A 24660-nucleotide genomic window follows, 5' to 3' on the forward strand; every position below is an offset into this window, starting at 1 on the left:
TCGGTTTTCCCGATCCCGTGTGCGCCGCCGTTAATTCGTGTCTCCCTAGCGGATCTGTTCCATCTGGTCGCGGCGGAAGGCCCAGGTGCGGGTGATCACCAGTTCGTCGTATTCCTCGCGCATCGCCTCGGTGAACGGCGCGTACGGGGCCGCCAGCTCCACGATGCGGATGGCGGCCTGATCCAGGACCGGCTCGCCCGAGCTGCGGGCGACCTCGATGTTGATTAGTTCGCCCTCCGGGTTCAGGCGGACCGACAGGACCAGGGTCCCGGAGAGGCCGCGGCGCCGCGCCTCGTCCGGATAGTTCACGTTGCCCAGGCGTTCCACCTTGTTGATCCAGGCCTGCAGATAGGCGGCTTCGGGGGCGCTGCGCGCGGCCAGGCTGTCCAGATAGCGGGTGCGGCTGGCGCGGGTGGAGAATGTCTGGCGCTCTTCCGCCGGTGCCGCACGCGCGCTCTCCAGGCCGCGATTCATCAGCGTCGCGGCGGAAGGCCGGTCCTCGGCATCGGGGGATTCCAGCGGCTCGGGGTCGGCGACCTCGGGCGGCGCGGCACGCTCGTCCCGGGTGTCGGCGGTGACCTGATCGGGTTCCGGCTCGGGCTCCGGGAGCGCCGGGTCCATGATCAGCGGGCCGGCCTCCGGCAAGGGTGCGTCGAGCCCCTCCGGCGCGGGCTCGCCGACGCCGGCATCCTCCGCATCCGGGGCCTGCGCCTCGCGGACCTCCTCGCCTTCACCGCTCGCAGCCTGGTCGCGGGTGGCGATGTGCTCGACCTCTTCATCCCGCTCCGGTGGCGGGGCGTCGGGGTCGGTGACCCAGGTGATGTCCAGGGGCTCGCGGGTGGGTGCCTCGATCGGATCGACCGCGAAGCCGATCCCCAGGATGATCAGCGCGTGCGCGACCACCGCGAGGAAGATCATGGTCCCCAGGTGGTCCTGTACGCGGGGCGCCTCCGGCGGGGGCGTGCCGGCTGGCCGTCCGGCGAGGGCGTCCGAAGCGGTATTCGCCGTCATGCCCCCTCCGGCCCACGGCGCACGCACACGGCCCCGGGGCCCGTGGGGCGGGCCGGGTTGGTGTTAATGATTGGGCGTGGGGTTGTGGACATGGCGCTGGATTCGCGGGTCGGCGAGTACGTGGGCGGTCAGTATACCGGTCAGGCCGCCGGTGATCAGGGCGGCGAGCAACAGCGGCGGCAGCACCAGGGGCAGGTGGGGATGCGGGATGATGATTGCCCAGGCGAGCAGGAACTGCCCGGTGATGTGGGCCATCGCGGCGGCGATGGCCAGGCCCACCGGCCCGACATGCCGGGGGGCGAAGGGGCGCAGGGCGGCCAGCAGGGCGAGGCTCGCCAGGGCGCCGGCCAGCGACAGCCAGAATGCCGGGCTCAGCAGGGTCCCCAGCAGCAGGCTGCTGCCGACCACCCGGATCAGGGTGACCGCGACGGCCGCGCGCCAGCCGAGGACCAGCAGGGTGATCAGGGTGACGATGTTGGCCAGGCCCGGCTTGATGCCCGGGACCGGGCTGGGGATGGCGGCCTCGAGGATCTGGATCCCGATGGCAATGGCGGCCAGCGCGGCGATCGCGCGGTCGCGGGTGTCGGTCCCGGCCTGCGGGGCGCCGGTCATCGTGGGCGCATCAGTAATGCAGGCTGTCGAAGCCCGGTTCCGTGCCGAGGACCTGGAGGGTCAGCCGGTTGGGCAGGCTCACGGCGACCTCGCCGTGGGCCTGCAGCCAGCCGCTGGCCTCGCAGATGTTCTGGCGCCCGGGGGAGTCGGCGCAGCGGGCCCGGCCCGGTTCGATCTCGATGTGGGTGATCCCGGCCGGACCGTGGATCTCGAGGACCCGGGCCCGATCCAGCGGCTCGTGCTGCGGGGTGGCCCCGGCCTGGCTGATGATCAGTACCCGGGCCTCTCCCGAAGGGCTGTAGGCGAAAACGAAGGCCGCGACTACGACCCCCGCAGCCAGAGCCCCGATCAGGGTGTCGCCCCAGCGCAGCAGCCTGTGGTTCACGGCAGTTCGCGCACCACGAACGGCTCCCGGTCGGGGCCGGGTTGCACGCGCTCGGCGAGCGCCGGCGTGGCCTCGATGCGGTCGCCGAGAACCACCAGGGCCTGCTCGACGCCCATCTTGCGGGCGTACTCCGGCCAGGCGTCGGGCCCGGCGATCATCAGCGTGGTGGCGGCGGCATCGGCCAGCGCCGGGTCGTGGTGGAGCACCGTGGCGCTGTCGATTCCCTGGCTCGGCCGGCCGCTGCGCGGGTCGATGACGTGGTGGATGCGCTCGCCTTCCCACTCGTAGCCGCGCTCGTAGTCGCCGGAGGTGAACAGGGCCTCGCCGGCGTCCAGTTCGATGCTGCCAAGCACGCCGCCATGCGGATGACGGATGCCCACCCGCCAGGGCCGTTCGCTGGGTCGGCCCAGGGTCATCAGGTCGCCGCCGGCGTTGAAGATCGCGGCCTCGACGCCGTGTTCCGCCAGCAGCTCCAGTACGCGCTCCACCGCCAGGCCCTTGGCCAGCCCGCCGAAGTCGAGCTGCAGGTCCGGGTGCGTCCCGCGCAGGCGCACGCCGTTGCGTTCGATGTCCTGCATGCGGGGCGGGTCGTCCAGCAGCTCGGCCAGGGTGGCCTCGTCCGGGGGTGGGCCGCCGGGTTCGTCCTGATGGAAGCCCCAGGCGGCGACCAGCTTGCCCAGTGCGGGGTTGAACAGGCCGTCGCTCAACGTCTCCATCTCGCGGCCGTGCTCGATTAGCGGCAGCACCGACGGCGGGGCGCTGAACTCGCCCTGCAGGGCGAGTAGCTCGTTGGTGCGCCCGAGCGACCCGGGTTCCCATGCATGCCAAGAGGTATGCAGGATTTCCAGTTCCTCCTGAACTGCGGTCCCGATCGCCTCCACGTCGTATTCGCCGGCCGGGTAAAGGCTGATGTCCACCAGCGTGCCGAAGGCGTAAAAGCCAAGCTGTTCCGTATCCGGTTCCTCGCGGCCGCAGGCGGCCAGCAGGGCGGCCGCGAGCAGCAGGGGCAGGGTTCGAATCAATATGGAGCGCATGCCGCTCATCCTTCGATCGGGCGAGTGAGGTAGTCGATGTACTGGCCGGCCAGGTCGTCGCCGCCTGCCGCGTCCAGTTCGCGGACACCGGTGGGGCTGGTGACGTTGATCTCGGTCAGGGAGTCCCCGATCACGTCGATGCCGACGAAGTCCAGCCCGCGGGCCTTCAACTCCGGGGCGATTTCGTGGCAGATCCAGCGATCGCGTTCGGTCAGGGGCACGGCCTCGCCCCGGCCGCCGGCGGCCAGGTTGGCGCGGCTTTCGCCCGCGGCCGGGATGCGGGCCAGGGCGTGGTCGTAGGGCTCGCCACCGATCAGGATGATGCGCTTGTCCCCAGCAGTGAACTCCGGCAGGAAGCGCTGCGCGACCACGCTGCGCTGGTCGAACTCGGTGATGGTCTCGAGGATCACCGAGGTGTTCGGGTCGCCCTCGCGGACACGGAATATCGAGGCCCCGCCCATGCCGTCCAGTGGCTTGACCACGATGTCTCCCTGCGCCTCGAGGAAGGCGCGGATCCGGCCCCGGTCACGGGTAATCAAGGTGGGCGGGCAGCACTGGGGGAAGTGGACGGTAAAGGCCTTCTCGTTGACGTCGCGCAGGGCCTGCGGGCGGTTCGATACCCGTACGCCGTCGCGCTCGGCGAGCTCGAGCGCGTAGGTCGCGTAGATGTACTCCAGATCGAACGGCGGGTCCTTGCGCATCAGCAGCAGGTCGAAGCGCGCCGCCGGACCCGTCACGGGCTCGCCCAGGGTGAAGAAGTCCTCGTGCCGGTCGTGCACGTCGATCGGGCGGCTCCGGGCCGCCGCCCGGCCCTCTTCGATCCACAGGTCGGCCGGCTCCAGGTAGTGCAGGCGATGGCCGCGGGCCTGTGCTGCCAGCATCATGGCGAAGGTGGTGTCCTTCCACGGTTTGATACCCGCGATCGGGTCCATCAGGATGGCGATGTTCTGGGCCACGTTGCCTCGCACGAACGGGATGTTCCGGGGAGTATGCCATGCCCGCCGGGGCTGTCGGTGACCCCGCAAGCTGGATCAGCGCCGCGCGCGTTGCGGCCCCCGGTATGCAATATCATTGTGTGCTGTTTGTCACAGAGCCCCGGTTCCGCTAGATTCGGGGCGAAATGACCTCAGGGGGAAAAGGTGTCTAACGCGCTTGCCGAAGCGGACTCGGCCACCGAGTTTCAGGGGCTCAAGGTCATGGTGATCGATGACAGCAAGACCATTCGGCGTACCGCCGAATCCTTGCTGCAGAAGCACGGGGCCGAAGTCATCACCGCCGTGGACGGCTTCGAAGCGCTGTCCAAGGTCGCGCAGTCGCGCCCGGACATTATCTTCATCGACGTCATGATGCCGCGTCTGGATGGCTACCAGACCTGCGCACTGATCAAGAACAACAGGGAATTCCGTGCCACGCCGATCATCATGCTGTCGAGCAAGGACAGCGTGTTCGACAAGGCGAAGGGGCGCGTTGTGGGGTCGGAAGACTACCTCACCAAGCCGTTTACCCGGGATGACCTCCTGGGCGCCATGCGCCGATACGCCAGTCCTGCGGCGTGATGCACAGCGTCGCCACTGCACACCAACCAAGGAAAGACGAACCCCATGGCCCGCATTCTGATCGTTGACGATTCGCCGACCGAAATCCATGTCCTGCGCACGATGCTCGAGAAAAACGGGCACTCGGTGACCACCGCCGAAAGTGGCGAGGATGGGGTGGCCGCCGCCAAGTCGCAGGTGCCGGATCTGGTCCTGATGGATGTGGTGATGCCGGGCCTGAATGGCTTCCAGGCCACGCGTCAGCTTTCCCAGGCGGATGAAACCGCGCATGTCCCGGTGGTTGTGGTCAGCACCAAGGATCAGGCCACCGACCGGGTCTGGGCGATGCGTCAGGGGGCTCGCGACTACATCACCAAGCCAGTGGTCGAGAAGGACCTGCTGGCCACCATCGGGAAATATCTGTCGGCATGAAGACCGACCTGTCCTCGCCGTTTGCGCTGATTGCGAGCCTTGATCGTGAAGGGCGCCGCGTCAATCGCGAATTGCGGCGGGACATCGGCACCGGCTGGCGCGGCGTCCTGTTGCGGGTTGGCGATTTCCGCTTCCTGGTCGATATGGATTCGATCGCGGAGGTCGCCGACCCGATGGCGCTGACCCGCGTGCCGCTGGCGGATTCCGCCGTGCTCGGCGTGGGCAATCTGCGGGGGCTGGTGCTGCCGGTCTTCGACATGGGCAGGCTGCTGCTGGACCGGCCATTGCCGGACGACGCGACCGGGCAGCGCATCGTGGTGGCACCTCAGGGCCAGGGCATGGCCGGGCTTCTGGTCAGCCAGGTCGAGGGGATGCGCCGTTGCATCCCCTCCCAACGGCGCCTGGAGGTCTCGGTACCCGAGGCCGTCCGACCCTTTATTACTGGCGGATTCGATCTCGGGCACCGGTTGCACCCGGTGCTGGATCTGGACCTGCTACTCAATGACAACAATCGCTTTACCGGCACGGGCTTGGCCGGTGCATCCAATAGCGAACAGTCCGCAGCTACCGTCTGATGACGGGGTTCGCGGTGCTGCGACAGGGAGTATGAACTGATGGGATCGAGTCGTCGCGCACGTAACTTCGTCCTCGGGGGCTTGCTGGTGCTGGCCCTGATCGCGACAGGCGGGGCCTTTACCTACCACGAGTACGAGCAGAGTCAGTACCGTGACCGGATCGCGCTGGCCAATGACTTGCGTCTGTTGTCGCAGCGTCTCGCCACCAGCTCGCTGGAGGCGGCCACCAGCTCCGAGCAGGGATTCCGCGATCTGCAGTCCCTGCGCGATGACTTCGAGGCCCGCCTGGATCGAATCCGCCAGGGGGGTGACGGTCTGCAGCCACTTCCGGAACCCTTGCAAGAGGATATCGCCGCGGTGGATCGCGAATGGTCGGCGTACCGGGACAACATCAACACGGTCATCCTCGGGCGTTCGGACATCCAGTTGATCACGGAATTCTCCGATGCGGTGGCCGCGTTTTCGCCGGAGCTCTCGCGCCTGTCCGACGATGTGGTGCGGCGCATGACCCGGATCGGCGAGCCGCCGGAGCAGGTCTATGTGGCGGCGCGCCAGACCATGCTGATTCAGCGTATTGCCAACAGCCTGGGTCGCGTGCTCCAGGGGGGCGCCGAGGCGGCCCCGGCGATCGAGCGCTTCGAGCGTGATGCAACGTTGTACGGCCGCGTGCTGGACGGCCTGATCGAGGGGTTCGCCCCGCTGGGGGTCGAACCGGTCGATGACCCGCAAGCGCGTGCCTTGCTGATGGAGATCGCCACGCTGTTCGTCGCCTTTAGCGAGGCCGTGGAAGGCGTTCTGGATACCTCCACCCAGGTGTTCGAGGTCAATGCGGCGGCCTCCAATGTCGAGGCCAGCAGTGGCGCGATGCTGGAGACCACCGGGGACTTCGAAAACGCCATCACCGTTGAGGCCGAACGCGCGGGCTTGGTCGCGCTCATCGGGTTCGGCTTCGGTGGCCTCGCGCTGCTGCTGCTGATCGCGATGGGTCTGTTCCTCTACCGCGATACCAAGCGCGAGCTGGCCGAGACCGAGGCGCAGAATGAACGCAACCAGCAGGCAATCCTGCGCCTGCTCGATGAAATGATGAACCTTGCGGATGGCGACCTCACGGTCAACGCGACGGTGACCGAGGACTTCACCGGGGCCATCGCGGACTCGATGAATTACGCGATCGAGAACCTGCGCACCCTGGTCGCGACCATCAACACGGTGGCGGCCGATATCAGCGAATCCTCGGCTTCCACGCGGTCCCAGGTGCTGGGGCTGGCCGAGAAGTCGGAAGAACAGGCCCGCGAGATCCAGCGCGCGGACGACGCGATCGAGGAGGTGTCGGGCTCGGTCGACAAGGTCGCCCAGGATGCCGAACAGTCGGCCTCCGTGGCACGTAACTCGGTGGAGATTGCATCCCGCGGGGCGGGCACCGTGCGCCGTTCCATCGAGGGCATGGACAACATCCGCGAACAAATCCAGGAGACGGCGAAACGGATCAAGCGCCTGGGTGAATCGTCGCAGGAGATTGGCGACATCATCGGCCTGATCAACGACATCGCCGAACAGACCAACGTGCTCGCACTGAATGCCGCGATCCAGGCCTCCGCCGCGGGCGAGGCCGGTCGCGGCTTCGCGGTGGTGGCGGATGAGGTCCAGCGCCTTGCGGAGCGCTCCTCCAGTGCAACCCGTCAGGTGGAGGGGCTGGTCAAGGCCATCCAGGCCGATACCAGCGAGGCCGTGAGCTCCATGGAACAAAGTACCGCCAACGTGGTGCAGGGGGCCGAACTGGCCCAGGCCGCGGGCGAGGCGCTGTCCGAGATCGAGCAGGTCTCCAGTGATCTGGCGGATCTGATCGACGGGATCTCCTCGTCGGCGCGCAAGCAGTCCGAGATGGCGCAGGACGTGACCTCCATCATGGCCCAGATCCGCGAGATTACCTCCGAGACCACGCAGGGGACCCAGTCCACCGCGGCGGCGATCGGCGACCTGGCCCAGCTCTCGGCCCAGCTGCAGTCCTCGGTATCGGACTTCAAGCTGCCGGAGCCGGGCGGCACCACCGAACGCGTCGATGCTGCGATCGAGGGGGAGCCGGCTTCCGACCCCGATCCGACCTCTTCCGACGAACAACGAGCCTGACGGCGGACGCGGCCGATGGCATCCAGCGCACTGAACTGGGTCCGCGACGAACTCGACAAGCTGTTTGTCGAGGTCCAGGACGCGTTGCGACGGTACTCCGACGATCCGGGCTGTAGCGATTGTCTGGCCGAGGCGCGCAGTCGTGTCGAACAGATCCGCAACACCCTGGTCATGGTCCAGGTCGACAGCGTGGTCCTGATCTGCGACGAGATGTTGCAGGTCCTGGGGCAGATCGAACGCGCTGACGAGCCGAATGTGGCCGCCACCGAGCCGCTGCTGCGGGCCGCCCTGCAGCTGCCCGACTACCTCGAGAACGAGGGCGATGGCGAATTGCCGTCGCCCATGATCCTTGTCCCTCTGCTGAATGAGTTGCGCACCAGTCGCGGCGCTTCGTTGCTGCTGGATGTCGCGGCATTGATGCCGGACCCGCAGACAGTGGACGACGAGCGTGTAGGCTCGGGTGGCGATGTGCTCGATCCGGCATCTCGCGTCCCGCTGCTGCAACAGGCGCGTCGGCGCTTTCAGCGCGATCTGCTGGAATTGGTGCGCGGCGAAGATGCGACCGAACCAGCCGCCCGAATGCAGGCGACTGCCCGCGTGGTGGAGGAGGCCGTTCCGGCGGGCGAGGCCCGGCGCTTGTTCTGGGTCGCCGGTGCGATGCTCGAGGCGGTCGCCGAGGGCGGTGTTGAAGCCGATACCGACGTGCGCCGACTGGTCGGCCGGGTCGATCGCGAACTCGGACGCTATCTGAACGCCTTGTCGGCCCATGTGGAGGCCGGTAATGCCGGATCGGAACCGGAATACGAGGCATCGCCCGACCTGATCAAGACCCTTCTGTTCCACGTTGCCTGTGCAACCTCCGAGGGCGAACAGACCCTCGCCGTGCGCGAGGTATTCGGGCTCGACCAGTTGAGCCTCGTGGAAGGTGGTACCGGGGTGGGCCGTTCGGTCTACGACAACCTGCGCCAGGCCCTGGAAGACGACCTTGCCGAGGTCCGCGAGCGGCTGGATGTCTTGATGCGGTCACAGGTGCGGGGTGTCGAAGACCTCGAGAGCCTGCGCGGGCAGGTCGAGCGTATTGGCTCGACACTCAGTCTTCTCGGGCTGGATGCCGGACAGGACCACACCGACGCCCTGATGGCATCGCTTACTCCCGAGCGCGCGGGCGCGGCGGATGAACAGGTCGACATGGTGCTGGCGGAGCACCTGCTGGCGCTGGAGTCCCTGCTGGAATCGGGTCTGCGCCGCAAGAGCGCCAGCCCCTCGCCCCAGGCCGAATTCGATCGCGCGCTGGCGGCGGCCGTCTACAAGGAGGCCCTGGTGGATGTGCGCCGGGTCCGCGACATCTTCCTCGGATTCCTTGATGCCGGCGCGGACGCCTCTGGCGATGGACTCGACGAGGCCCGCGAGGGGCTGCGCCGGATCGAGGGCGCGATGTCGATGTCCGGCTTCGAGGCCCTGCACGCCCTGCTGGGCCCGCTGATCCGTCATCTCGATTCCCGCGCCGGCATGGCAGCGGCCGAACTCGACGAAGGCGAGATCGACGCCCTTGCCGAGGTCCTTAGCAGTATCGAGGTCGCCCTGGAGTCTTCCGGACAGCCCTGGCGTGAGCTGGACAGTGTTCACGAGCGGGGGATTGCGGCCCTGCAGCGCATTGGTGCGATCTCCGGCGGCGGCGATGTCGCCGCCGTCCGTCTGGCTGCGGCCCCGGATGCGCCGGCGGCAGACACCGGGGCTGAAGCGGACCCCGCCGGCCTCGCCGAGCCTCCGGTTTTCGATCTCGGCACACCCGGCGATGAACCTGACGAAGATCCATTGGACACGCTCGCCGCCGATGCCGATGCCGATGCCGATGCCGATGCCGATGCCGATGCCGATGCCGATGCCGATGCGGCGCCTGTCGTGCAGCCGGCGAGCCCGCTGCCCGCGGCCGGCCGCGATTCATTGCCTTTCGACGACACCGTGCTGGCGGAGCAGGTCCGCGGTCCCGATGTGGACCTGGAAATCCTGGAAATCTTCCTCGAGGAGGCGGACGAGGAGGTAGCCAGTCTGGGCGAACACTTCCCGCGCTGGCAGGCCAACCCGGCCGATCTCGACAGCCTCTCGGTCATTCGCCGTTCCTTCCACACGCTGAAAGGGTCGGGCCGGTTGGCCGGCGCCTTGCGTCTGGGCGAATTCGCCTGGGCCGTGGAGTCGTTCCTCAACCGCCAGCTGGATTCCGGCCAGGAGGCGGACCACGCCACGTTGCAGGTCATCGAGGATGGCATCGGCGTCCTGCCCGGACTGGTCGCGGAGGTGCGTGACGATACCGGGCCGGTTACGCCGGTTCTGGACATTGCCCTGCGTCTGCGGGCTCTGGCCGCCGGCGAGCCGGAACCCGACGAGGCCGAAACGGAAGATGACGAGGCGGCTGTGCGCGCTGCGCCGCCGGGGGCGGACGCGGAGTTCGAGGCCCTGGCGCGCACCCTCGACGAACTGGACGCACCGGATTCGTTCGCAGGCGCCGAGACGGCAGCCCCCGACCAGGACGAGGCGGTCGACGAGCTCCTGCAGGAGCCGGGCGCCTTTGTGCCCGATCTGCCGCCGGATGCCCTTGCGGCGGCGACCGACAAAACGGAATCCGCCGAGTCCGAGTACGGCGGAACCCTGGATTCGCCGTGGCAGACGGAAGAGCCGCCGGCGGCTGAGCGGTCTGCTGAACCGCTGGATCTTGACGCCCTGGAGCTTCCCGCCGATGCCTTCGAGGTGACCGAAGAGGCGCTGACCGAGGGCGACACGATGGCCCCGGATGTTGGGGTCGAGGTCGGGGAGGATTCCGGCGCCGTCGAGGAGGGCGCCCTCGAAGGTCCTGTCGACGGAGAGGCCGAGGCTGAAGAGCCGGAGCTCCCGTCCGAGCCTGTGGCCGCTCGCATGGACACGGATCCCCAGCTGTGGCAGGTGTTTGCCGCTGAGGCGCAGGTCCATCTGCTCGCGCTGCGTGGTTGGCTGGACGAGTCCCAGTGGCGCCCGGACCGGGTCCCGAATCATGACCTCGAGCGGGCGCTGCATACCCTGAACGGCAGCGCCCGGACGGCCGATATTCGTGGCATTTATTCGGTGTGCGGACCGTTCGAACGGCTGATCCGGATCCATCGCGACATGGAATGGGCGCTGCTGCCGCAGGCCATCGAGTTGCTGCGGCAGCTGGAGACGTACGTGGCCGATGCAGTCGGCGACGAGGCACCGGACCCGCTCAAGGTCCTGGACCCGCCGCCCTGGGCCCCCGAGGTCTATGCCCTGCTGGATAATGCGACCGCGGAACAGCTGCTGCGAACAGAAGCTGATGCCAGCGAGGAAGAGTCGCCCGACTTCGACGACCTCGATGTCGCCGAGTCGACCGCAGAGCCGGAACCGGAACCGGAGATCGACTGGGAGTTTGCCGAGGTCTTCATCGAGGAGGCGCGCGATATCCTCGAGTCTGCGTTCACGGCCCTGAATGGCTGGCGCGAGACTGGGGGGCGCCCGGGGCCCGATCAGAATGCCTTCCAGCGCGAAGTGCACACCCTGAAGGGCAGCGCCCGCATGGCCGGTTTCACCGTGGTCGGAGCCATTGCGCACGCCCTGGAAAGTGCGTTGAGTGTGGAGACCGAGACCGGTCTGGAGCCGCGCGACGGCTTCTTCCAGCTTACCGAGCGGGCCTTGAGCGACGTACAGCGCCTGGTCGAGCGCGGGGTCGGGGCCTGGCAGATGGATGAATCGGCCAGCGAATCGCTGCCCGCGCTGCGCGCCTGGGCCGGGGGTGAAGCGGACGCCGAATCGACCGAAGCGGAGCCCGAGACGGATACGTTTGAGAGCGACGACTCCGAAGCCGAAGCCACCTCCGGGAAGGATCTGGTGGTCGAGGAGGCCCGAGCGGAGACGGACCGGCGCAGCCACGAGACGCCGGAGACCGAGGGCCGGCGGATCCAGGACCAGGTGCGCATGGATGCCGAGGTCCTCGACAGCCTGGTGAACAATGCCGGCGAGCTGGCGACCTTCCATCGCCGCTTCGAACAGACGGTTGGGCGGGTCGAGAGCCAGGTCGACGAACTGGAGCGCACCATCGCCCGTCTGCGCGACCAGCTGCGCAAGCTCGAGATCGAAACCGAGACCCAGATCCTGTTCCGGGTGGAGGAGGAGAGTGGGGAGGACGCCCTCGACTTCGATCCGCTGGAAATGGACCGCTATTCCGGCATCCAGCAGCTGTCCCGCGCGCTCGCCGAGAGTGTCAGTGACCTCGAGGCCCTGAAGCAGGAAGTCGGTGACGAGTTGCAGAATGCCGGGGGCATCCTTCTGCAGCAGCGGCGCGTGGGAACCGATCTGCAGGACCAGTTGATGCGTCAGCGCATGGTGCGTTTCGCGCGTATGGCGCCGCGGCTACGACGGGTGGTACGCCAGGCGGGCGAGGACCTGGGCAAACAGGTCCGCGTCGAGTTCACCGGCCAGGGGGCCGAGCTGGACCGTGCCCTGCTGGAACGCCTGGTGTCGCCGTTGGAGCACCTGCTGCGCAATGCCATTGCGCACGGTATCGAAGGCGCTGCCGAGCGGGAACAGGCACACAAGCCGGCGCAGGGCCAGATCGATGTCAGTCTGGAGCAGTCCGGCAGCGAGATCCGGTTGCAGGTCACGGATGACGGTCGGGGCATCGATGCCGAGGCGATCCGGGCGCGCGCGGCGGAGCGCGGGCTCATCGCGGCGGATGCCGAGGTCACGGATGCCCAGGCCCTGCAGCTCATCCTGCAGTCCGGTTTCTCCACCGCCGCCGAAGTCTCGCAGGTGGCGGGGCGCGGCGTTGGCCTGGACGTGGTGAACAGCGACGTGAAACAGCTGGGCGGCACGCTGGAGATCCAGTCGACGCCAGGCAAGGGCTCGCGTTTCATCATGCGCCTGCCGTTCACCCTGGCGATCTCGCAGGCCTTGCTGGTGCAGGTGGGCGAAGAAACCTTTGCCGTCCCGATGGCCTCGGTGGAGGGCGTGGTTCGCGCGCGAGCCGAGGAGATCGATCGCCGGGACGACGAGGCAATCTACAACTACATCGGTCAGGACTACGCAGTGCGCGGGCTCGGTGACTTGATGGGTGTGGAGAGTCAGGCGGGCGTCGAACACTTGCCGGATCATCCGTTCCCGTTGTTGCTCGTGCGCGCCGATGATCAGCGTATCGCGTTGCGCATTGACGGCCTGCTGGGTAGTCAGGAGGTTGTGGTGAAGTCGGTGGGCCCGGTCCTCAGTCGTATCCCGGGTGTGGCCGGTGCCACCCTCCAGGGCGATGGTTCGGTCATGCTGATTCTTGATCTGAGCATGTTGGTGCGGTTTGCCTCCGCGACGGCGTCCCTGGCGGAGGCGCCGCAGGCTGTTGTCGAGACGGCGAGCGCGAAACGGATCATGGTGGTGGATGACTCGATTACCATTCGCAAGGTCACCGCGCGCCTGCTGACGCGCCACGGCTACGACGTGGTCACGGCCCGTGACGGTCTCGATGCGGTGGGCCTGCTGGACGAGCGGCGCCCGCAGCTGATCCTGCTGGACGTGGAGATGCCGCGCATGGACGGCTTCGAGTTCGCCGCCCACGTGCGCGATCATCCGGACTTCGGGGGGGTGCCCATCATCATGATCACCTCGCGCAGCGGGACCAAGCACCGCGAGCGAGCCAACCGTCTCGGGGTCAACGGTTATCTCGGGAAACCGTATCTGGAGAATGACCTGCTGAACGCGATCCGCGAGCAACTCGAAGGGATACTGGCATGAGCGAGGAAGCACAGGGTCAGGCCGTCGAGGCGGTGATCGTTCAGCTGGATAGCGGCTCCATCCTGCTGCCCCGCAGCGCCTTTCTCGAGGTGACCACCCGCGCCGGGGCCGTCCAGCAGGAATCCGAGCATCCGGATGTCCCCTGGCTGCAGCCCAGCCTGGTCTGGCAGGACGTGCAGGTGCCGGTGATCAACGTGAACCAGTTGCTGGATCCGGGCCGCGACAGCGGCGAGGATCGCCGGCGGTTCACCCGGCTTCTGGTGATGCAGGCGGTGATGCAGCCGGATCACCTGCCGTTTTATGCCCTGGAGGTTCGCGGTACGCCGCATCCGGTGCAGATCACCGCGCAGAATATCTATGCGCTGGAGGACGTCGACGCCACTCCGTGGTCCTGGCGGGTGAAGGCCTCGGGCGTGACGACTCACTTGCTTCGACTGGATACCCTCGAGCAGCGTCTGCTTGACCTTGCGGAGACGCAGCCAGCCTGATCATGTGGCGGCGACTCGTGACGACCCCACCGGGGCGGTTCCCGCCTGTTGTGACTAGCCTCGAAGGTCCCCGAGACGCGCCTGTACCAGGGTGATCAGGGCCATTGCGGCCGTCTCGGTGCGCAGGGTCCGCGGGCCCATGCCGACGCCCAGAAATCCACCTTCCCGGGCCTGCTCGCGCTCCGCAGGCGTTAGCCCCCCTTCCGGTCCGATATACAGCGCCACTGCGCCGGGCGGGTGCCCGTGGGCGACCAGGCGGTCGTCCAGCCCGGGCGCGCCTTCCTCGGCGAGCAGCCCGAGGCTGTCCGGGCATTCCGCGAGTGCGGCCGCGGGCAGGGCCGGTTGATGTAGCGCGGGCAGTTCATTGCGGCCGCATTGCTCCACAGCGGCCTGCAGGATGCCCTGCCAGTGCCGCTGGCGCTTCTCCAGTCCCTTGTGGGCGGCAGCCGAACGCGAGCGCTCGCACAGCACCGGGCGGATGGACTGAACGCCGAGCTCCACGGCCTTCTGAATGGCCAGGTCCATATGGTCGCCGCGGGCCACGCCCTGCAGCAGGTGGATCGGAAACGCGGGATGGGTCGGGGCGGCGGCACGTTCGCCCAGATGGAAGGTGCCGTGGCGTCGGTCGGTGAGTTCGAGGGTCGCGTCGAATTCGTTGCCGAGGCCGTCGAAGACGCGGCAGGGGGCACCGCTTTTCAGACGCAGGACGGTGGTGGCGTAATGCAGCCGGTCCTGTGGGGCGGGGAGCGACTGCCCCGCGGCCAGTGCCTCGGATTCGAGCAGCAGCCGGGGGCAGCGCATGCCGTCTACTTCCGGTTGTCGAGGTCCAGGGCCTTCCAGATCTGTTCGGTCGGTCCGGCCTGGTTCATCGAATAGAAGTGGATTCCAGGCGCGCCGTTATCGAGCAGGTCGTCGGTCAGACGCGTGGCGACCTCGATCCCGAATTTGCGGATCGATTCCTTGTCGTCGCCATAGGCTTCCATCCGCTTGCGGATGTAGCGCGGGATCTCGGCGCCGCACATCTCGGAGAAGCGCACGATCTGGGTGTAGTTGGTGATCGGCATGATCCCGGCAATGATCGGGATTGTGATGCCCATCTTCTCTACCCGTTCCATGAAGGCGACGTAGGCGTCCGGATTGTAGAAGTACTGGGTGATCGCGGCGTCGGCGCCAGCATCCACCTTGGTCTTGAAGTTCTCCAGGTCCTTCTCGGCATTCGGTGCCTGCGGATGGAACTCCGGATAGGCCGCGACCTCGATCTTGAACTGGTCGCCGAACTCGGCGCGGACGAACTCCACCAGCTCGGAGGCATAACGGAAATCACCGCCGGAATGCTTGGTGCCGGACGGCAGGTCGCCGCGCAGCGCCACAATGCGCTTGACCCCGGAATCGCGGTAGGTCGACAGCAGGTCCCGCAGCTCGTCCTTGGTCGACGAAATGCAGGAGACATGCGGGGCGGCGGGGATGCCATCGTTGTCGATGATGTCCCGGACCGTCTCCAGGGTGCGGTCGCGGGTGGATCCCCCGGCGCCGAAGGTGACGGAATAGAACTCGGGATTCAGTGCGCCCAGACGCTTGCGGGCCTTGGCCAGGCGTTCGGCTCCGGCCTCGTCCTTGGGCGGGAAAAATTCAACGCTGTAGACGCGTTCTTGTGCAGACATGTTTGTCCTCCAGACAAAAAGAAGGCGGACCGCACGAACATGCGGCCCGCCTCGGCGTTCACATTACCAACGAATTGAAATGTGAGGCTGGCCGATCAGTAGCGGTAGTGTTCCGGCTTGAACGGGCCATCCGCCGACATACCCAGGTACTTCGCCTGATCGTCGGTAAGACGGGTCAGGTTGGCGCCCAGCTTGAACAGGTGCAGCTGTGCGACCTTCTCGTCCAGGTGCTTCGGCAGCACGAAGACGTTCTTGTCGTACTGGTCACCCTTGGTCCACAGCTCGATCTGAGCCAGGGTCTGGTTGGTGAAGGAGTTGGACATCACGAAGCTCGGATGGCCGGTACCGCAGCCCAGGTTCACCAAGCGGCCTTCGGCCAGCATGATGATCCGGTTGCCATTCGGCAGGATGATGTGGTCAACCTGCGGCTTGATGTTCTCCCACTCGTACTTGCGCATCGCGGCCACGGCGATCTCGGAGTCGAAGTGACCGATGTTGCAGACGATGGCCTGGTTCTTCATGCGGGTCATGTGATCTTCGGTGATCACGTCCTTGTTACCGGTCGCGGTGACAAAGATCTCGGCCTTGTCGGCCGCGTCTTCCATCGTGACGACGCGGAAACCTTCCATCGCGGCCTGCAGGGCGCAGATCGGGTCGATTTCGGTGATCCACACGGTGGCACCGAGGCCGGCCAGCGACTGGGCGGCACCCTTGCCGACGTCACCGTAGCCGCAGACCACGGCGATCTTGCCGGCGATCATGACGTCGGTGGCGCGCTTGATGGAGTCCACGGTGGACTCGCGGCAGCCGTACAGGTTGTCGAACTTGGACTTGGTGACCGAGTCATTGACGTTGATCGCCGGGAAGGCCAGTTCGCCGTCTTTCGCCATCTGGTACAGGCGATGCACACCGGTGGTGGTCTCTTCGGTCACGCCCTTGATCTTGGCGAGCTGTTCGGAGTACCAGGTCGGCTGCTTGGCCAGGCGATCCTTGATCGAGGCAAACAGGGCGACTTCTTCTTCGTTCTCCGGGTTGGAGATGACCGACTGGTCCTTCTCGGCCTTGGCGCCGATGTGCAGGAGCAGCGTGGCGTCACCGCCATCGTCCAGGATCATGTTGGCGCCGCCGTCGAATTCGAAGATGCGGTGGCAGTAGTCCCAGTACTCTTCCAGGGTCTCGCCCTTCACGGCGAAGACCGGGGTGCCGGCGTCGGCAATCGCGGCCGCGGCGTGGTCCTGGGTGGAGTAGATGTTGCAGGAGGCCCAGCGCACGTCGGCACCCAGGGCTTCCAGGGTCTGGATCAGCACAGCCGTCTGGATGGTCATGTGCAGGGAGCCGGCAATCTTGGCGCCCTTCAGCGGCTTGGAGGCCGCGTACTCTTCGCGAGTCTGGACCAGGCCGGGCATTTCGGTCTCGGCAATCGCAATTTCCTTGCGGCCGAATTCGGCAAGGTTAATGTCCTTGACGACGTAATCGGTGGTCTTTTTGTCGTTCATCACAGCATTCATGGATCAACTTCTCCGTTTATCTGGATGAGCGCCGTGTTCATGTTTCAGGGTGCATCCGGCTGAGCCTGACGGTAAAACCGCTGCAGCGCTCCTCAGCCGGATGGGTATTTCTTTCAAGAAATGTCGGGGCTCTTAGAGGCCCGCCATCTTCTTAAGTTCCTCGGCCTTGTCGGTACGCTCCCAGGGGAGGTCGACATCTTCGCGGCCGAAGTGACCGTAGGCGGCAGTCGCCTTGTAGATCGGACGCAGCAGATCCATCATCTGGATCAGGCCCCACGGGCGCAGATCAAACACTTCGCGCACAAAGCCTTCGATCTTGCGATCGTCCAGCTTGCCGGTGCCGAAGGTGTCGATCGTGATCGAGGTCGGCTCGGCCACGCCGATGGCGTAGGAGACCTGGATCTCGCACTTCTCGGCCAGGCCGGCGGCAACGATGTTCTTGGCCACATAGCGACCGGCGTAGGCTGCGGAACGGTCCACCTTGGACGGGTCCTTGCCGGAGAACGCGCCACCACCGTGACGGGCCATGCCGCCGTAGGTGTCGACGATGATCTTGCGGCCGGTCAGGCCAGCGTCGCCTACCGGGCCGCCAATCTCGAACTTGCCGGTCGGGTTGATGTGGAGCTTGTCGTCGGCGACCTGGCTCAGCCATTCAGCCGGCAGGACCTTCTTGAAGATCTCTTCGTAGATCGCTTCCTTCAGATCCTTCTGCGAGATGTCCGGGCTGTGCTGGGTCGACAGGACCACGGCGTCCAGACCGGCCGGCTTGCCATTTTCATAGCGCAGGGAGACCTGGCTCTTGGCGTCCGGACGCAGCCACGGCAGCTTGCCGCTCTTCATCAGTTCGGACTGGATGCGCACCATCTTGTGGGCGTAGAAGATCGGGGCGGGCATCAGGGTGTCGGTCTCGCGGGCGGCGTAGCCGAACATCAGGCCCTGGTCGCCAGCGCCCTGGGTGGCGCGGTCGGAGACGTCGCGGTCCACACCCATGGCGATGTCCTGGGACTGCTCGCCCAGCACGTTCAGCACGGCGCAGGTCTTGCCGTCGAAGCCGACGTCGGAATCGTTGTAGCCGATCTCGACGACGGTGTCGCGCACCAGGCGCTCGTAGTCGATCTGCGCGCCAGTGGTGATCTCGCCCAGCAGCATGACCATGCCGGTCTTGGTGGCGGTCTCGCAGGCGATGCGTGCATGCGGGTCCTGCTCGATGATGGCGTCGACGATGGTGTCGGACACCAGGTCAGCCATTTTGTCGGGGTGACCGGCAGAGACAGATTCCGAAGTAAAGATATAGTCGTTGGACATTAAGCGTTCCTTTTGGGGTCGTTTCGATTTAGTTTTGCGCAAAACGACCTCTAGTGTAACGCGACTCGCAGGATTTTTCTAAGCCCCTCCCCCGCGACAGTCAGGGCATCGGTGTCCCGGCCGGCGGCGAGGGCGCAGCGTGGCGCGGTTTGGGGCCGACTTGCCCCGGTGCCCGAAAGTGGCCAAAATGCACCGCCTTTGATGGGGAGTGCTGCCCGCCGCGCGTTCGCGTGGCCGAGTAAGGGCCCGCTCCCGCAGGCTGCTCGGGCCACCGCCGTGCGCTGGCGCGCCGGCCGGTACTGGTGAGCCCTCGTTCGGTCGACTCGTCCGGGTCTGCCGCCGCTGGCGCCTCGCGCCGCCGCCCGCCATCAGCCGAACCCAATACTACTTAGAGCAGGAGATCAGCATGCCGACCCGTAGAGAGCTTGCAAACGCCATCCGCGCCCTTTCGATGGACGCAGTTCAGAAGGCCAATTCCGGTCACCCGGGAGCGCCGATGGGGATGGCGGACATCGCCGAGGTGCTGTGGAACGACTACATGCAGCACAACCCGGCGAACCCGAGCTGGCCGGATCGCGACCGCTTCGTGATGTCCAACGGTCACGGCTCCATGCTGGTCTACTCGCTGCTGCATCTGAGCGGCTACGACCTGCCGATGGACGAGATCAAGCAGTTCCGTCAGCTGCACTCCAAGACCCCGGGCCACCCGGAATACGGCTACACCGCCGGTGTCGAGACCACCACCGGTCCGCTCGGCCAGGGTATCTCCAACGCGGTCGGCATGGCGCTGGCCGAGAAGATGATGGCCGCCCACTTCAACCAGCCCGGTCACGACATCGTCGACCACAACACCTACGCCTTCCTCGGCGACGGCTGCATGATGGAAGGGATCTCCCACGAGACCTGCGCGCTGGCCGGCACCCTGGGCCTGGGCAAGCTGGTCGCGTTCTGGGATGACAACGGCATCTCCATCGACGGCGAGGTCGAGGGCTGGTTCACCGACGATACCCCGGCCCGTTTCGAGGCCTATGGCTGGCACGTCGTGCGCGGCGTGGATGGCCACGACGCCAACGCGGTCAAGGCCGCGATCGAAGAGGCGCGCCAGAACAGCGACAAGCCGAGCCTGATCTGCTGCAAGACCGTGATCGGCTTCGGTTCCCCGAACAAGTGCGGCAAGGAAGAGTGCCATGGCGCCGCCCTGGGCGACGACGAGGTCGCCCTGACCCGCAAGGAACTGGGCTGGGAGCACGGCCCGTTCGAGATCCCGGGCGACATCTACGAGGGCTGGAGCGCGAAGGACAAGGGTGCCAAGGCCGAGACCGAGTGGAAGGAACGCTTCGCCGCCTACAAGGCCGCCCATCCGGAACTGGCCGCCGAGTTCGAGCGCCGGATTGCCGGTGATCTGCCGGCCGACTGGAGCGAGAAGGCCAACGCCTATATCAAGCAGACCATCGAGAAGGCCGAAAAGGTCGCCTCGCGCAAGGCCTCGCAGAACGCGATCGCCGGCATGGCCCCGGCCGTTCCGGAACTGCTGGGCGGCTCCGCCGACCTGGCCGGCTCCAACCTGACCATGTATGGCGGATCCAAGGGCGTCACCCGTGACGACGCCGCCGGCAACTACGTGTTCTACGGCGTGCGCGAGTTCGGCATGGCCGCAATCATGAACGGCATCGCCCTGCACGGCGGGTTCATCCCGTACGGCGGTACCTTCCTGATCTTCTCCGACTATGCCCGTAACGGCATCCGCATGTCCGCGCTGATGAAGCAGCGCGTGATGTACGTGCTGACCCACGATTCCATCGGTCTCGGCGAAGACGGCCCGACCCACCAGCCCATCGAGCAGACCCCGAGCCTGCGTCTGATCCCGAACCTGAACGTCTGGCGCCCCTGCGATGCGGTCGAGACCGCCGTCGCCTGGAAGGCCGGCATCGAGCGTACCGACGGCCCGTCCGCGTTCATCCTGTCGCGTCAGGGCCTGCCGCACATGGAGCGTGACGGCGAGCAGCTCGCCAACATCGCCCGCGGCGGTTACGTGCTGAAGGATTGCGACGGCACCCCGGACCTGATCTTCATCGCCACCGGTTCCGAGATTGAACTGGCCGTGCAGGCCGCCGACGTGCTGAGCGGCGAGGGCAAGAAGGTCCGCGTGGTTTCCATGCCCTGTGTCGAGCTGTTCGACCAGCAGGATCCGGCCTACCGCGAGGCCGTGCTGCCGAAGGCCGTGCGCGCCCGTGTCGCCATCGAGGCCGGCGCGACCACGACCTGGCACAAGTTCACCGGCCTCGACGGCGCGGTGTTTGGCCTGGATCGCTTCGGCGAATCCGCCCCGGGTGGTGCCCTGCTCGATTACTTCGGTTTCAAGCCGGAGAACGTCGCCCAGGTCGCACGTGACGTGATGAACGGCTGAGCCCGAATCGATTTCGCTTAAGCAATAAAGAGGAGACTCTCATGTCTATCAAGGTTGGTATCAACGGCTTCGGTCGTATCGGCCGCATGGCTTTCCGTGCCATCGCCAAGGATTTCCCGAACCTCCAGGTGGTCGGCATCAACGACCTGCTGGACCCGGAATACCTGGCCTACATGCTGCGTTATGACTCTGTCCATGGCCGCTTCGAAGGCGACGTCAGCGTCGACGGCAACGACCTGGTGGTCAATGGCAACCGCATCCGCCTGACCGCCGAAAAGGATCCGGCCGCGCTGAAGTGGGGCGATATCGACACCGACATCGTGATCGAATCCACCGGTCTGTTCCTGACCGCCGAGACCGCCCAGAAGCATCTGGACGCTGGCGCCAAGAAGGTCGTGATGTCCGCGCCGTCCAAGGACGACACCCCGATGTTCGTCTTTGGCGTGAACCATGGTGAGTACGCCGGCCAGACCATGGTCTCGGCCGCGTCCTGCACCACCAACGCCCTGGCCCCGGTGGCCAAGGTGCTGAACGACAAGTTCGGCATCAAGCGTGGTCTGATGACCACCGTGCACGCCGCCACGGCGACCCAGAAGACCGTCGATGGCCCGTCCATGAAGGACTGGCGCGGGGGCCGCGGCATCCTGGAGAACATCATCCCGTCCTCCACCGGTGCCGCGAAGGCCGTGGGCAAGGTGCTGCCGGAACTGAACGGCAAGCTGACCGGCATGGCCTTCCGCGTGCCGACCTCCGACGTGTCGGTGGTCGACCTGACCGTGGAGCTCAACAGCGACGCCAACTACGACGACGTCTGCGCCGCCATGAAGAAGGCCTCCGAGGGCGAGCTGAAGGGCGTGCTGGGCTACACCGAAGACCTGGTGGTCTCCACCGACTTCCGCGGCTACACCGCCCCGTCCGTGTTTGACGCCGGTGCCGGCATCCAGCTGGACCCGACCTTCGTGAAGGTCGTCGCCTGGTACGACAACGAGTACGGCTACACCTGCAACATGCTGCGCATGGTGGAGCACGTCGCCAAGTAAGGCCGGATGGCCGGGCCCCTCGGGGTCCGGCCATTTGCATTGCCTGGGTCCAAGAGGCCTGGGGCCAGTCCCTGCGGGGGCTCGCCCGAAGCCTTTTCTCTTTCCAACCGTATTTCGAGAGGTACTCCCATGTCTGTCATCAAGATGACCGATCTCGACCTGCAGGGTCGCCGTGTGCTGGTGCGTCAGGATCTCAACGTCCCGGTGAAGGGCGGCAAGGTCACCTCGGACGCCCGTATCCGCGCGAGCCTCGAGACCGTGCAGAAGGCCCTGGACGCCGGCGCGGCCGTGATGCTGATGTCGCATCTGGGCCGCCCGACCGAGGGCGAGTTCTCCGAGGAGGACTCTCTGGCCCCGGTCGCCGAGCATATGGGTGGCCTGCTCGGGCGCGAAGTGCGCCTGGTTCGGGATTACCTCGACGGCGTGGATGCCAAGCCGGGCGAGGTGATCCTGCTCGAGAACGTGCGCTTCAACGCCGGCGAGAAGAAGGACGACGAGGCGCTGGCCAAGAAGTACGCTGCGCTGTGCGACGTGTTCGTGATGGACGCCTTCGGTACCGCCCACCGCGCCCAGGCCTCCACCCATGGCGTGGCCAAATTCGCCCCGCAGGCCTGCGCCGGCCCGTTGCTGGCCAAGGAGCTGGAGGCCCTGGGGCAGGCCCTGGAGACCCCGAAGCGCCCGCTGGTGGCGATCGTCGGTGGGTCCAAGGTCTCGACCAAGCTGACCGTGCTGGAGTCGCTGTCCAAGGTGGTCGATCAGCTGATCGTCGGTGGCGGCATCGCCAACACCTTTATCGCGGCCCAGGGCCATGGTGTCGGCAAGTCGCTGTACGAGGCGGATCTGGTCGAAGAGTCCAAGCGCCTGATGGAGGCCGCCCGCGCCAAGGGCGGCGAGATCCCGGTCCCGACCGACGTGACCGTGGGCAAGGAGTTTTCCGAATCCACCCCGGCCGAGACCAAGGCCGTGGACGCCGTTGCGGACGACGACATGATCTTCGATGTGGGCCCCGAGACCGCGGCCACCTATGCCGAGGCCCTGCGCAATGCCGGCACCATCGTCTGGAACGGCCCGGTGGGCGTGTTCGAGTTCGATCAGTTCGCCGGTGGCACCAAGGCCCTGGGCGAGGCGATCGCCGAGAGCAATGCGTTCTCCATCGCCGGGGGTGGCGACACCCTGGCCGCGATCGACAAGTACAACCTGGCGGATCGCATCAGCTACATCTCCACCGGCGGCGGCGCCTTCCTCGAGTTCCTCGAGGGCAAGACCCTGCCGGCCGTCGCCATCCTGGAAGAACGGGCCAAGGGCTGAGGCCCTTGTCCTTCCCCGCTGACGGAGACACGCGCGGATGAGACGTACCAAGATCGTAGCCACGCTGGGGCCGGCAACGGACAGCGACGAGGCCATGGAGGCCATCATCCGGGCCGGTGTGGATGTGGTCCGGTTGAACTTCTCGCATGGCGATCCGGATGACCACCGCCAGCGCCTGGCGCGGCTGCGGGCCGCCTCCGAGCGCGCCGGCCGTTGCGTCGGTGTCCTGGGCGACCTGCAGGGCCCCAAGATCCGCATCGACCGCTTCCAGCAGGGCAAGGTGCAGCTGGAAGAGGGCGCGCCCTTCGCGCTGGATGCCGAGCTGGATCGCGACGCGGGCGATGCCACCCAGGTCGGCCTGACCTACAAGGACCTCCCGGACGACGTGCGCACGGACGACATCCTGCTGCTGGATGACGGCCGTATCGTGCTCAAGGTCACGGCGGTCAATGGCAGCCGGATCGAGACCACCGTCGAGGTCGGCGGCGAGCTGTCCAACAACAAGGGCATCAATCGTCAGGGTGGCGGCTTGTCCGCTCCTGCGATTACGGACAAGGACCGCGACGATATCCGCCTGGCGGCCGAGCTGCAGGTGGACTACCTGGCCGTCTCGTTCCCGCGTTCCGCCCAGGACCTGCACCTGGCGCGGGGCCTGTTGAAGGATGCCGGCTGGGAGGCCGGGATCTGCGCCAAGATCGAGCGCTCCGAGGCCCTGGAGGTGATCGACGAGATCATCGCCGCCTCGGAGGTCATCATGATCGCCCGCGGCGATCTGGGTGTGGAGATCGGTGACGCCGAGCTCCCGGGGGTGCAGAAGACCCTGATCACGCGCGCGCGCAGCCTCAATCGTCTGGTCATCACCGCGACCCAGATGATGGAGACCATGATCCAGAACCCCATCCCGACCCGCGCCGAGGTGTTCGACGTGGCCAACGCGGTGCTGGACGGCACGGATGCGGTGATGCTCTCCGGCGAGACCGCGACCGGGCGTTATCCTGCGCGCGTGGTCACCAGCATGGACCGGATCTGCGAGGCCGCCGAGCGCCAGCGCGCCGCACGTCAGTCGGACCATCGCATGGATTCGACCTTCGGCCGGGTCGACGAGGCCATCGCGATGGCCACCATGTATACCGCCAACCATCTCGATGTCTCCGCGATCGCCGCGCTGACCGAGTCCGGTTCCACGGCGCTGTGGATGTCGCGCATCAGCTCGGGCATCCCGATCTACGCGCTCACCCAGCACGAATCCACCAGCCGCCGCATGACGCTTTATCGCGGCGTCTATCCGGTGACCCTGAAGCCGATCCCCGAGAGCCACGAAAGCGTGAACCGTGAGGCGGTGAACTTGCTCAAGGCCGAGGGCGTCGTGCAGGATGGCGAGTTGGTCATCATTACCAAGGGCGACCTGCAGGGCGAGCATGGCGGCACCAACGCCATGAAGATCGTGCGCGTCGGCGAACTGGCCTGAA

19 protein-coding genes and 1 riboswitch are annotated in these 24660 nt (G+C 66.5%); of the genes, 10 read left to right on the top strand and 9 right to left on the bottom strand.

Annotated elements, in window-relative coordinates:
* Positions 1-45 precede the first annotated feature (45 nt).
* The 5 genes from G333_RS0104680 to gshB all read right to left on the bottom strand — a co-directional run bounded on the left by G333_RS0104680 (position 46) and on the right by gshB (position 3998).
* Positions 46-918: an energy transducer TonB gene (locus G333_RS0104680; RefSeq protein ID WP_026340882.1), complete on the bottom strand. Its 873-nt coding sequence runs from the start codon at positions 916-918 to the stop codon at positions 46-48.
* Positions 919-1074: 156 nt separating this feature from the next.
* The gene (locus G333_RS0104685) at positions 1075-1623 is read right to left on the bottom strand and encodes a Gx transporter family protein (RefSeq protein ID WP_019627801.1); all 549 of its coding nucleotides are present in this window, start codon (positions 1621-1623) and stop codon (positions 1075-1077) included.
* Between the two features lie 10 nt (positions 1624-1633).
* Positions 1634-2008 (bottom strand): NusG domain II-containing protein, encoded by a 375-nt coding sequence (locus G333_RS0104690; protein WP_018937388.1) that lies wholly within the window; start codon positions 2006-2008, stop codon positions 1634-1636.
* Positions 2005-3042 carry an FAD:protein FMN transferase gene (locus G333_RS0104695; RefSeq protein ID WP_019627802.1) on the bottom strand — a complete coding sequence of 346 codons (1038 nt, stop codon included), beginning with the start codon at positions 3040-3042 and terminating at the stop codon, positions 2005-2007. The genes G333_RS0104690 and G333_RS0104695 overlap by 4 nt, the downstream gene beginning before the upstream one ends.
* Positions 3043-3047: 5 nt before the next feature.
* A complete protein-coding gene (gene gshB, locus G333_RS0104700) occupies positions 3048-3998 on the bottom strand; it encodes a glutathione synthase (protein WP_038038014.1) in 951 nt (316 codons plus the stop codon).
* Between the two features lie 183 nt (positions 3999-4181).
* Here gshB and pilG point away from each other — a divergent pair, with 183 nt between their 5' ends.
* From pilG to G333_RS0104730, 6 genes are read left to right on the top strand one after another with little or no spacing between them, the layout of a single operon-like run.
* On the top strand, positions 4182-4598 hold the full coding sequence (gene pilG, locus G333_RS0104705; RefSeq protein WP_018175663.1) for a twitching motility response regulator PilG: 417 nt from the start codon (positions 4182-4184) through the stop codon (positions 4596-4598).
* A gap of 45 nt (positions 4599-4643) precedes the next feature.
* Positions 4644-5009, top strand: coding sequence for a PleD family two-component system response regulator (locus G333_RS0104710; RefSeq protein WP_018145129.1), 366 nt, complete (start codon positions 4644-4646; stop codon positions 5007-5009).
* Positions 5006-5584, top strand: a complete 579-nt coding sequence (locus tag G333_RS0104715) for a chemotaxis protein CheW (RefSeq protein ID WP_018145130.1) — start codon at positions 5006-5008, stop codon at positions 5582-5584. Before G333_RS0104710 ends, G333_RS0104715 begins: the two co-directional genes overlap by 4 nt.
* 39 nt (positions 5585-5623) lie before the next feature.
* Positions 5624-7711, top strand: coding sequence for a methyl-accepting chemotaxis protein (locus G333_RS0104720; RefSeq protein ID WP_019627803.1), 2088 nt, complete (start codon positions 5624-5626; stop codon positions 7709-7711).
* Between the two features lie 15 nt (positions 7712-7726).
* The gene (locus G333_RS0104725; RefSeq protein ID WP_019627804.1) at positions 7727-13474 is read left to right on the top strand and encodes an Hpt domain-containing protein; all 5748 of its coding nucleotides are present in this window, start codon (positions 7727-7729) and stop codon (positions 13472-13474) included.
* The gene (locus tag G333_RS0104730; RefSeq protein ID WP_019627805.1) at positions 13471-13962 is read left to right on the top strand and encodes a hypothetical protein; all 492 of its coding nucleotides are present in this window, start codon (positions 13471-13473) and stop codon (positions 13960-13962) included. Before G333_RS0104725 ends, G333_RS0104730 begins: the two co-directional genes overlap by 4 nt.
* Before the next feature lie 54 nt (positions 13963-14016).
* Here G333_RS0104730 and G333_RS0104735 read toward each other — a convergent pair whose 3' ends face one another.
* The 4 genes from G333_RS0104735 to metK form a co-directional block, all read right to left on the bottom strand.
* Entirely contained in the window at positions 14017-14763 is a 747-nt protein-coding gene (locus tag G333_RS0104735; protein ID WP_019627806.1) for a 16S rRNA (uracil(1498)-N(3))-methyltransferase, read from the bottom strand.
* Between the two features lie 5 nt (positions 14764-14768).
* A complete protein-coding gene (gene metF / locus G333_RS0104740; RefSeq protein WP_018145135.1) occupies positions 14769-15623 on the bottom strand; it encodes a methylenetetrahydrofolate reductase [NAD(P)H] in 855 nt (284 codons plus the stop codon).
* 95 nt (positions 15624-15718) lie between these two features.
* Complete coding sequence (ahcY, locus tag G333_RS0104745; protein WP_018937383.1) at positions 15719-17131, bottom strand: adenosylhomocysteinase; 1413 nt, start codon at positions 17129-17131, stop codon at positions 15719-15721.
* 19 nt (positions 17132-17150) lie between these two features.
* Positions 17151-17231, bottom strand: a riboswitch (S-adenosyl-L-homocysteine riboswitch).
* 32 nt (positions 17232-17263) lie between these two features.
* Positions 17264-18436 (bottom strand): methionine adenosyltransferase, encoded by a 1173-nt coding sequence (gene metK / locus G333_RS0104750; RefSeq protein WP_018145137.1) that lies wholly within the window; start codon positions 18434-18436, stop codon positions 17264-17266.
* A gap of 406 nt (positions 18437-18842) precedes the next feature.
* Here metK and tkt point away from each other — a divergent pair, with 406 nt between their 5' ends.
* From tkt to pyk, 4 genes are all read left to right on the top strand, one after another.
* The gene (gene tkt / locus G333_RS0104755; protein WP_026287884.1) at positions 18843-20843 is read left to right on the top strand and encodes a transketolase; all 2001 of its coding nucleotides are present in this window, start codon (positions 18843-18845) and stop codon (positions 20841-20843) included.
* Positions 20844-20884: 41 nt separating this feature from the next.
* On the top strand, positions 20885-21883 hold the full coding sequence (gene gap, locus G333_RS0104760) for a type I glyceraldehyde-3-phosphate dehydrogenase (RefSeq protein WP_019627807.1): 999 nt from the start codon (positions 20885-20887) through the stop codon (positions 21881-21883).
* Positions 21884-22012: 129 nt separating this feature from the next.
* Positions 22013-23191 carry a phosphoglycerate kinase gene (locus G333_RS0104765; protein WP_018951005.1) on the top strand — a complete coding sequence of 393 codons (1179 nt, stop codon included), beginning with the start codon at positions 22013-22015 and terminating at the stop codon, positions 23189-23191.
* 37 nt (positions 23192-23228) lie between these two features.
* Positions 23229-24659, top strand: a complete 1431-nt coding sequence (pyk, locus tag G333_RS0104770) for a pyruvate kinase (protein ID WP_018145141.1) — start codon at positions 23229-23231, stop codon at positions 24657-24659.
* Position 24660: the final 1 nt, after the last annotated feature.

Origin of the sequence: Thioalkalivibrio sp. AKL10, assembly GCF_000381845.1 — a bacterium.
GTDB lineage: Bacteria > Pseudomonadota > Gammaproteobacteria > Ectothiorhodospirales > Ectothiorhodospiraceae > Thioalkalivibrio > Thioalkalivibrio versutus.

What these genes read in the sequence shown, in the direction of transcription:
- G333_RS0104680 (WP_026340882.1), bottom strand. Translation starts at nt 918, where the DNA reads ATGATCTTCCTCGCGGTGGTCGCGCACGCGCTGATCATCCTGGGGATC.
- G333_RS0104685 (WP_019627801.1), bottom strand. Translation starts at nt 1,623, where the DNA reads ATGACCGGCGCCCCGCAGGCCGGGACCGACACCCGCGACCGCGCGATC.
- G333_RS0104695 (WP_019627802.1), bottom strand. Translation starts at nt 3,042, where the DNA reads ATGCGCTCCATATTGATTCGAACCCTGCCCCTGCTGCTCGCGGCCGCC.
- G333_RS0104710 (WP_018145129.1), top strand. Translation starts at nt 4,644, where the DNA reads ATGGCCCGCATTCTGATCGTTGACGATTCGCCGACCGAAATCCATGTC.
- G333_RS0104715 (WP_018145130.1), top strand. Translation starts at nt 5,006, where the DNA reads ATGAAGACCGACCTGTCCTCGCCGTTTGCGCTGATTGCGAGCCTTGAT.
- G333_RS0104720 (WP_019627803.1), top strand. Translation starts at nt 5,624, where the DNA reads ATGGGATCGAGTCGTCGCGCACGTAACTTCGTCCTCGGGGGCTTGCTG.
- G333_RS0104725 (WP_019627804.1), top strand. Translation starts at nt 7,727, where the DNA reads ATGGCATCCAGCGCACTGAACTGGGTCCGCGACGAACTCGACAAGCTG.
- G333_RS0104730 (WP_019627805.1), top strand. Translation starts at nt 13,471, where the DNA reads ATGAGCGAGGAAGCACAGGGTCAGGCCGTCGAGGCGGTGATCGTTCAG.
- G333_RS0104735 (WP_019627806.1), bottom strand. Translation starts at nt 14,763, where the DNA reads ATGCGCTGCCCCCGGCTGCTGCTCGAATCCGAGGCACTGGCCGCGGGG.
- metF (WP_018145135.1), bottom strand. Translation starts at nt 15,623, where the DNA reads ATGTCTGCACAAGAACGCGTCTACAGCGTTGAATTTTTCCCGCCCAAG.
- ahcY (WP_018937383.1), bottom strand. Translation starts at nt 17,131, where the DNA reads ATGAATGCTGTGATGAACGACAAAAAGACCACCGATTACGTCGTCAAG.
- metK (WP_018145137.1), bottom strand. Translation starts at nt 18,436, where the DNA reads ATGTCCAACGACTATATCTTTACTTCGGAATCTGTCTCTGCCGGTCAC.
- tkt (WP_026287884.1), top strand. Translation starts at nt 18,843, where the DNA reads ATGCCGACCCGTAGAGAGCTTGCAAACGCCATCCGCGCCCTTTCGATG.
- gap (WP_019627807.1), top strand. Translation starts at nt 20,885, where the DNA reads ATGTCTATCAAGGTTGGTATCAACGGCTTCGGTCGTATCGGCCGCATG.
- G333_RS0104765 (WP_018951005.1), top strand. Translation starts at nt 22,013, where the DNA reads ATGTCTGTCATCAAGATGACCGATCTCGACCTGCAGGGTCGCCGTGTG.
- pyk (WP_018145141.1), top strand. Translation starts at nt 23,229, where the DNA reads ATGAGACGTACCAAGATCGTAGCCACGCTGGGGCCGGCAACGGACAGC.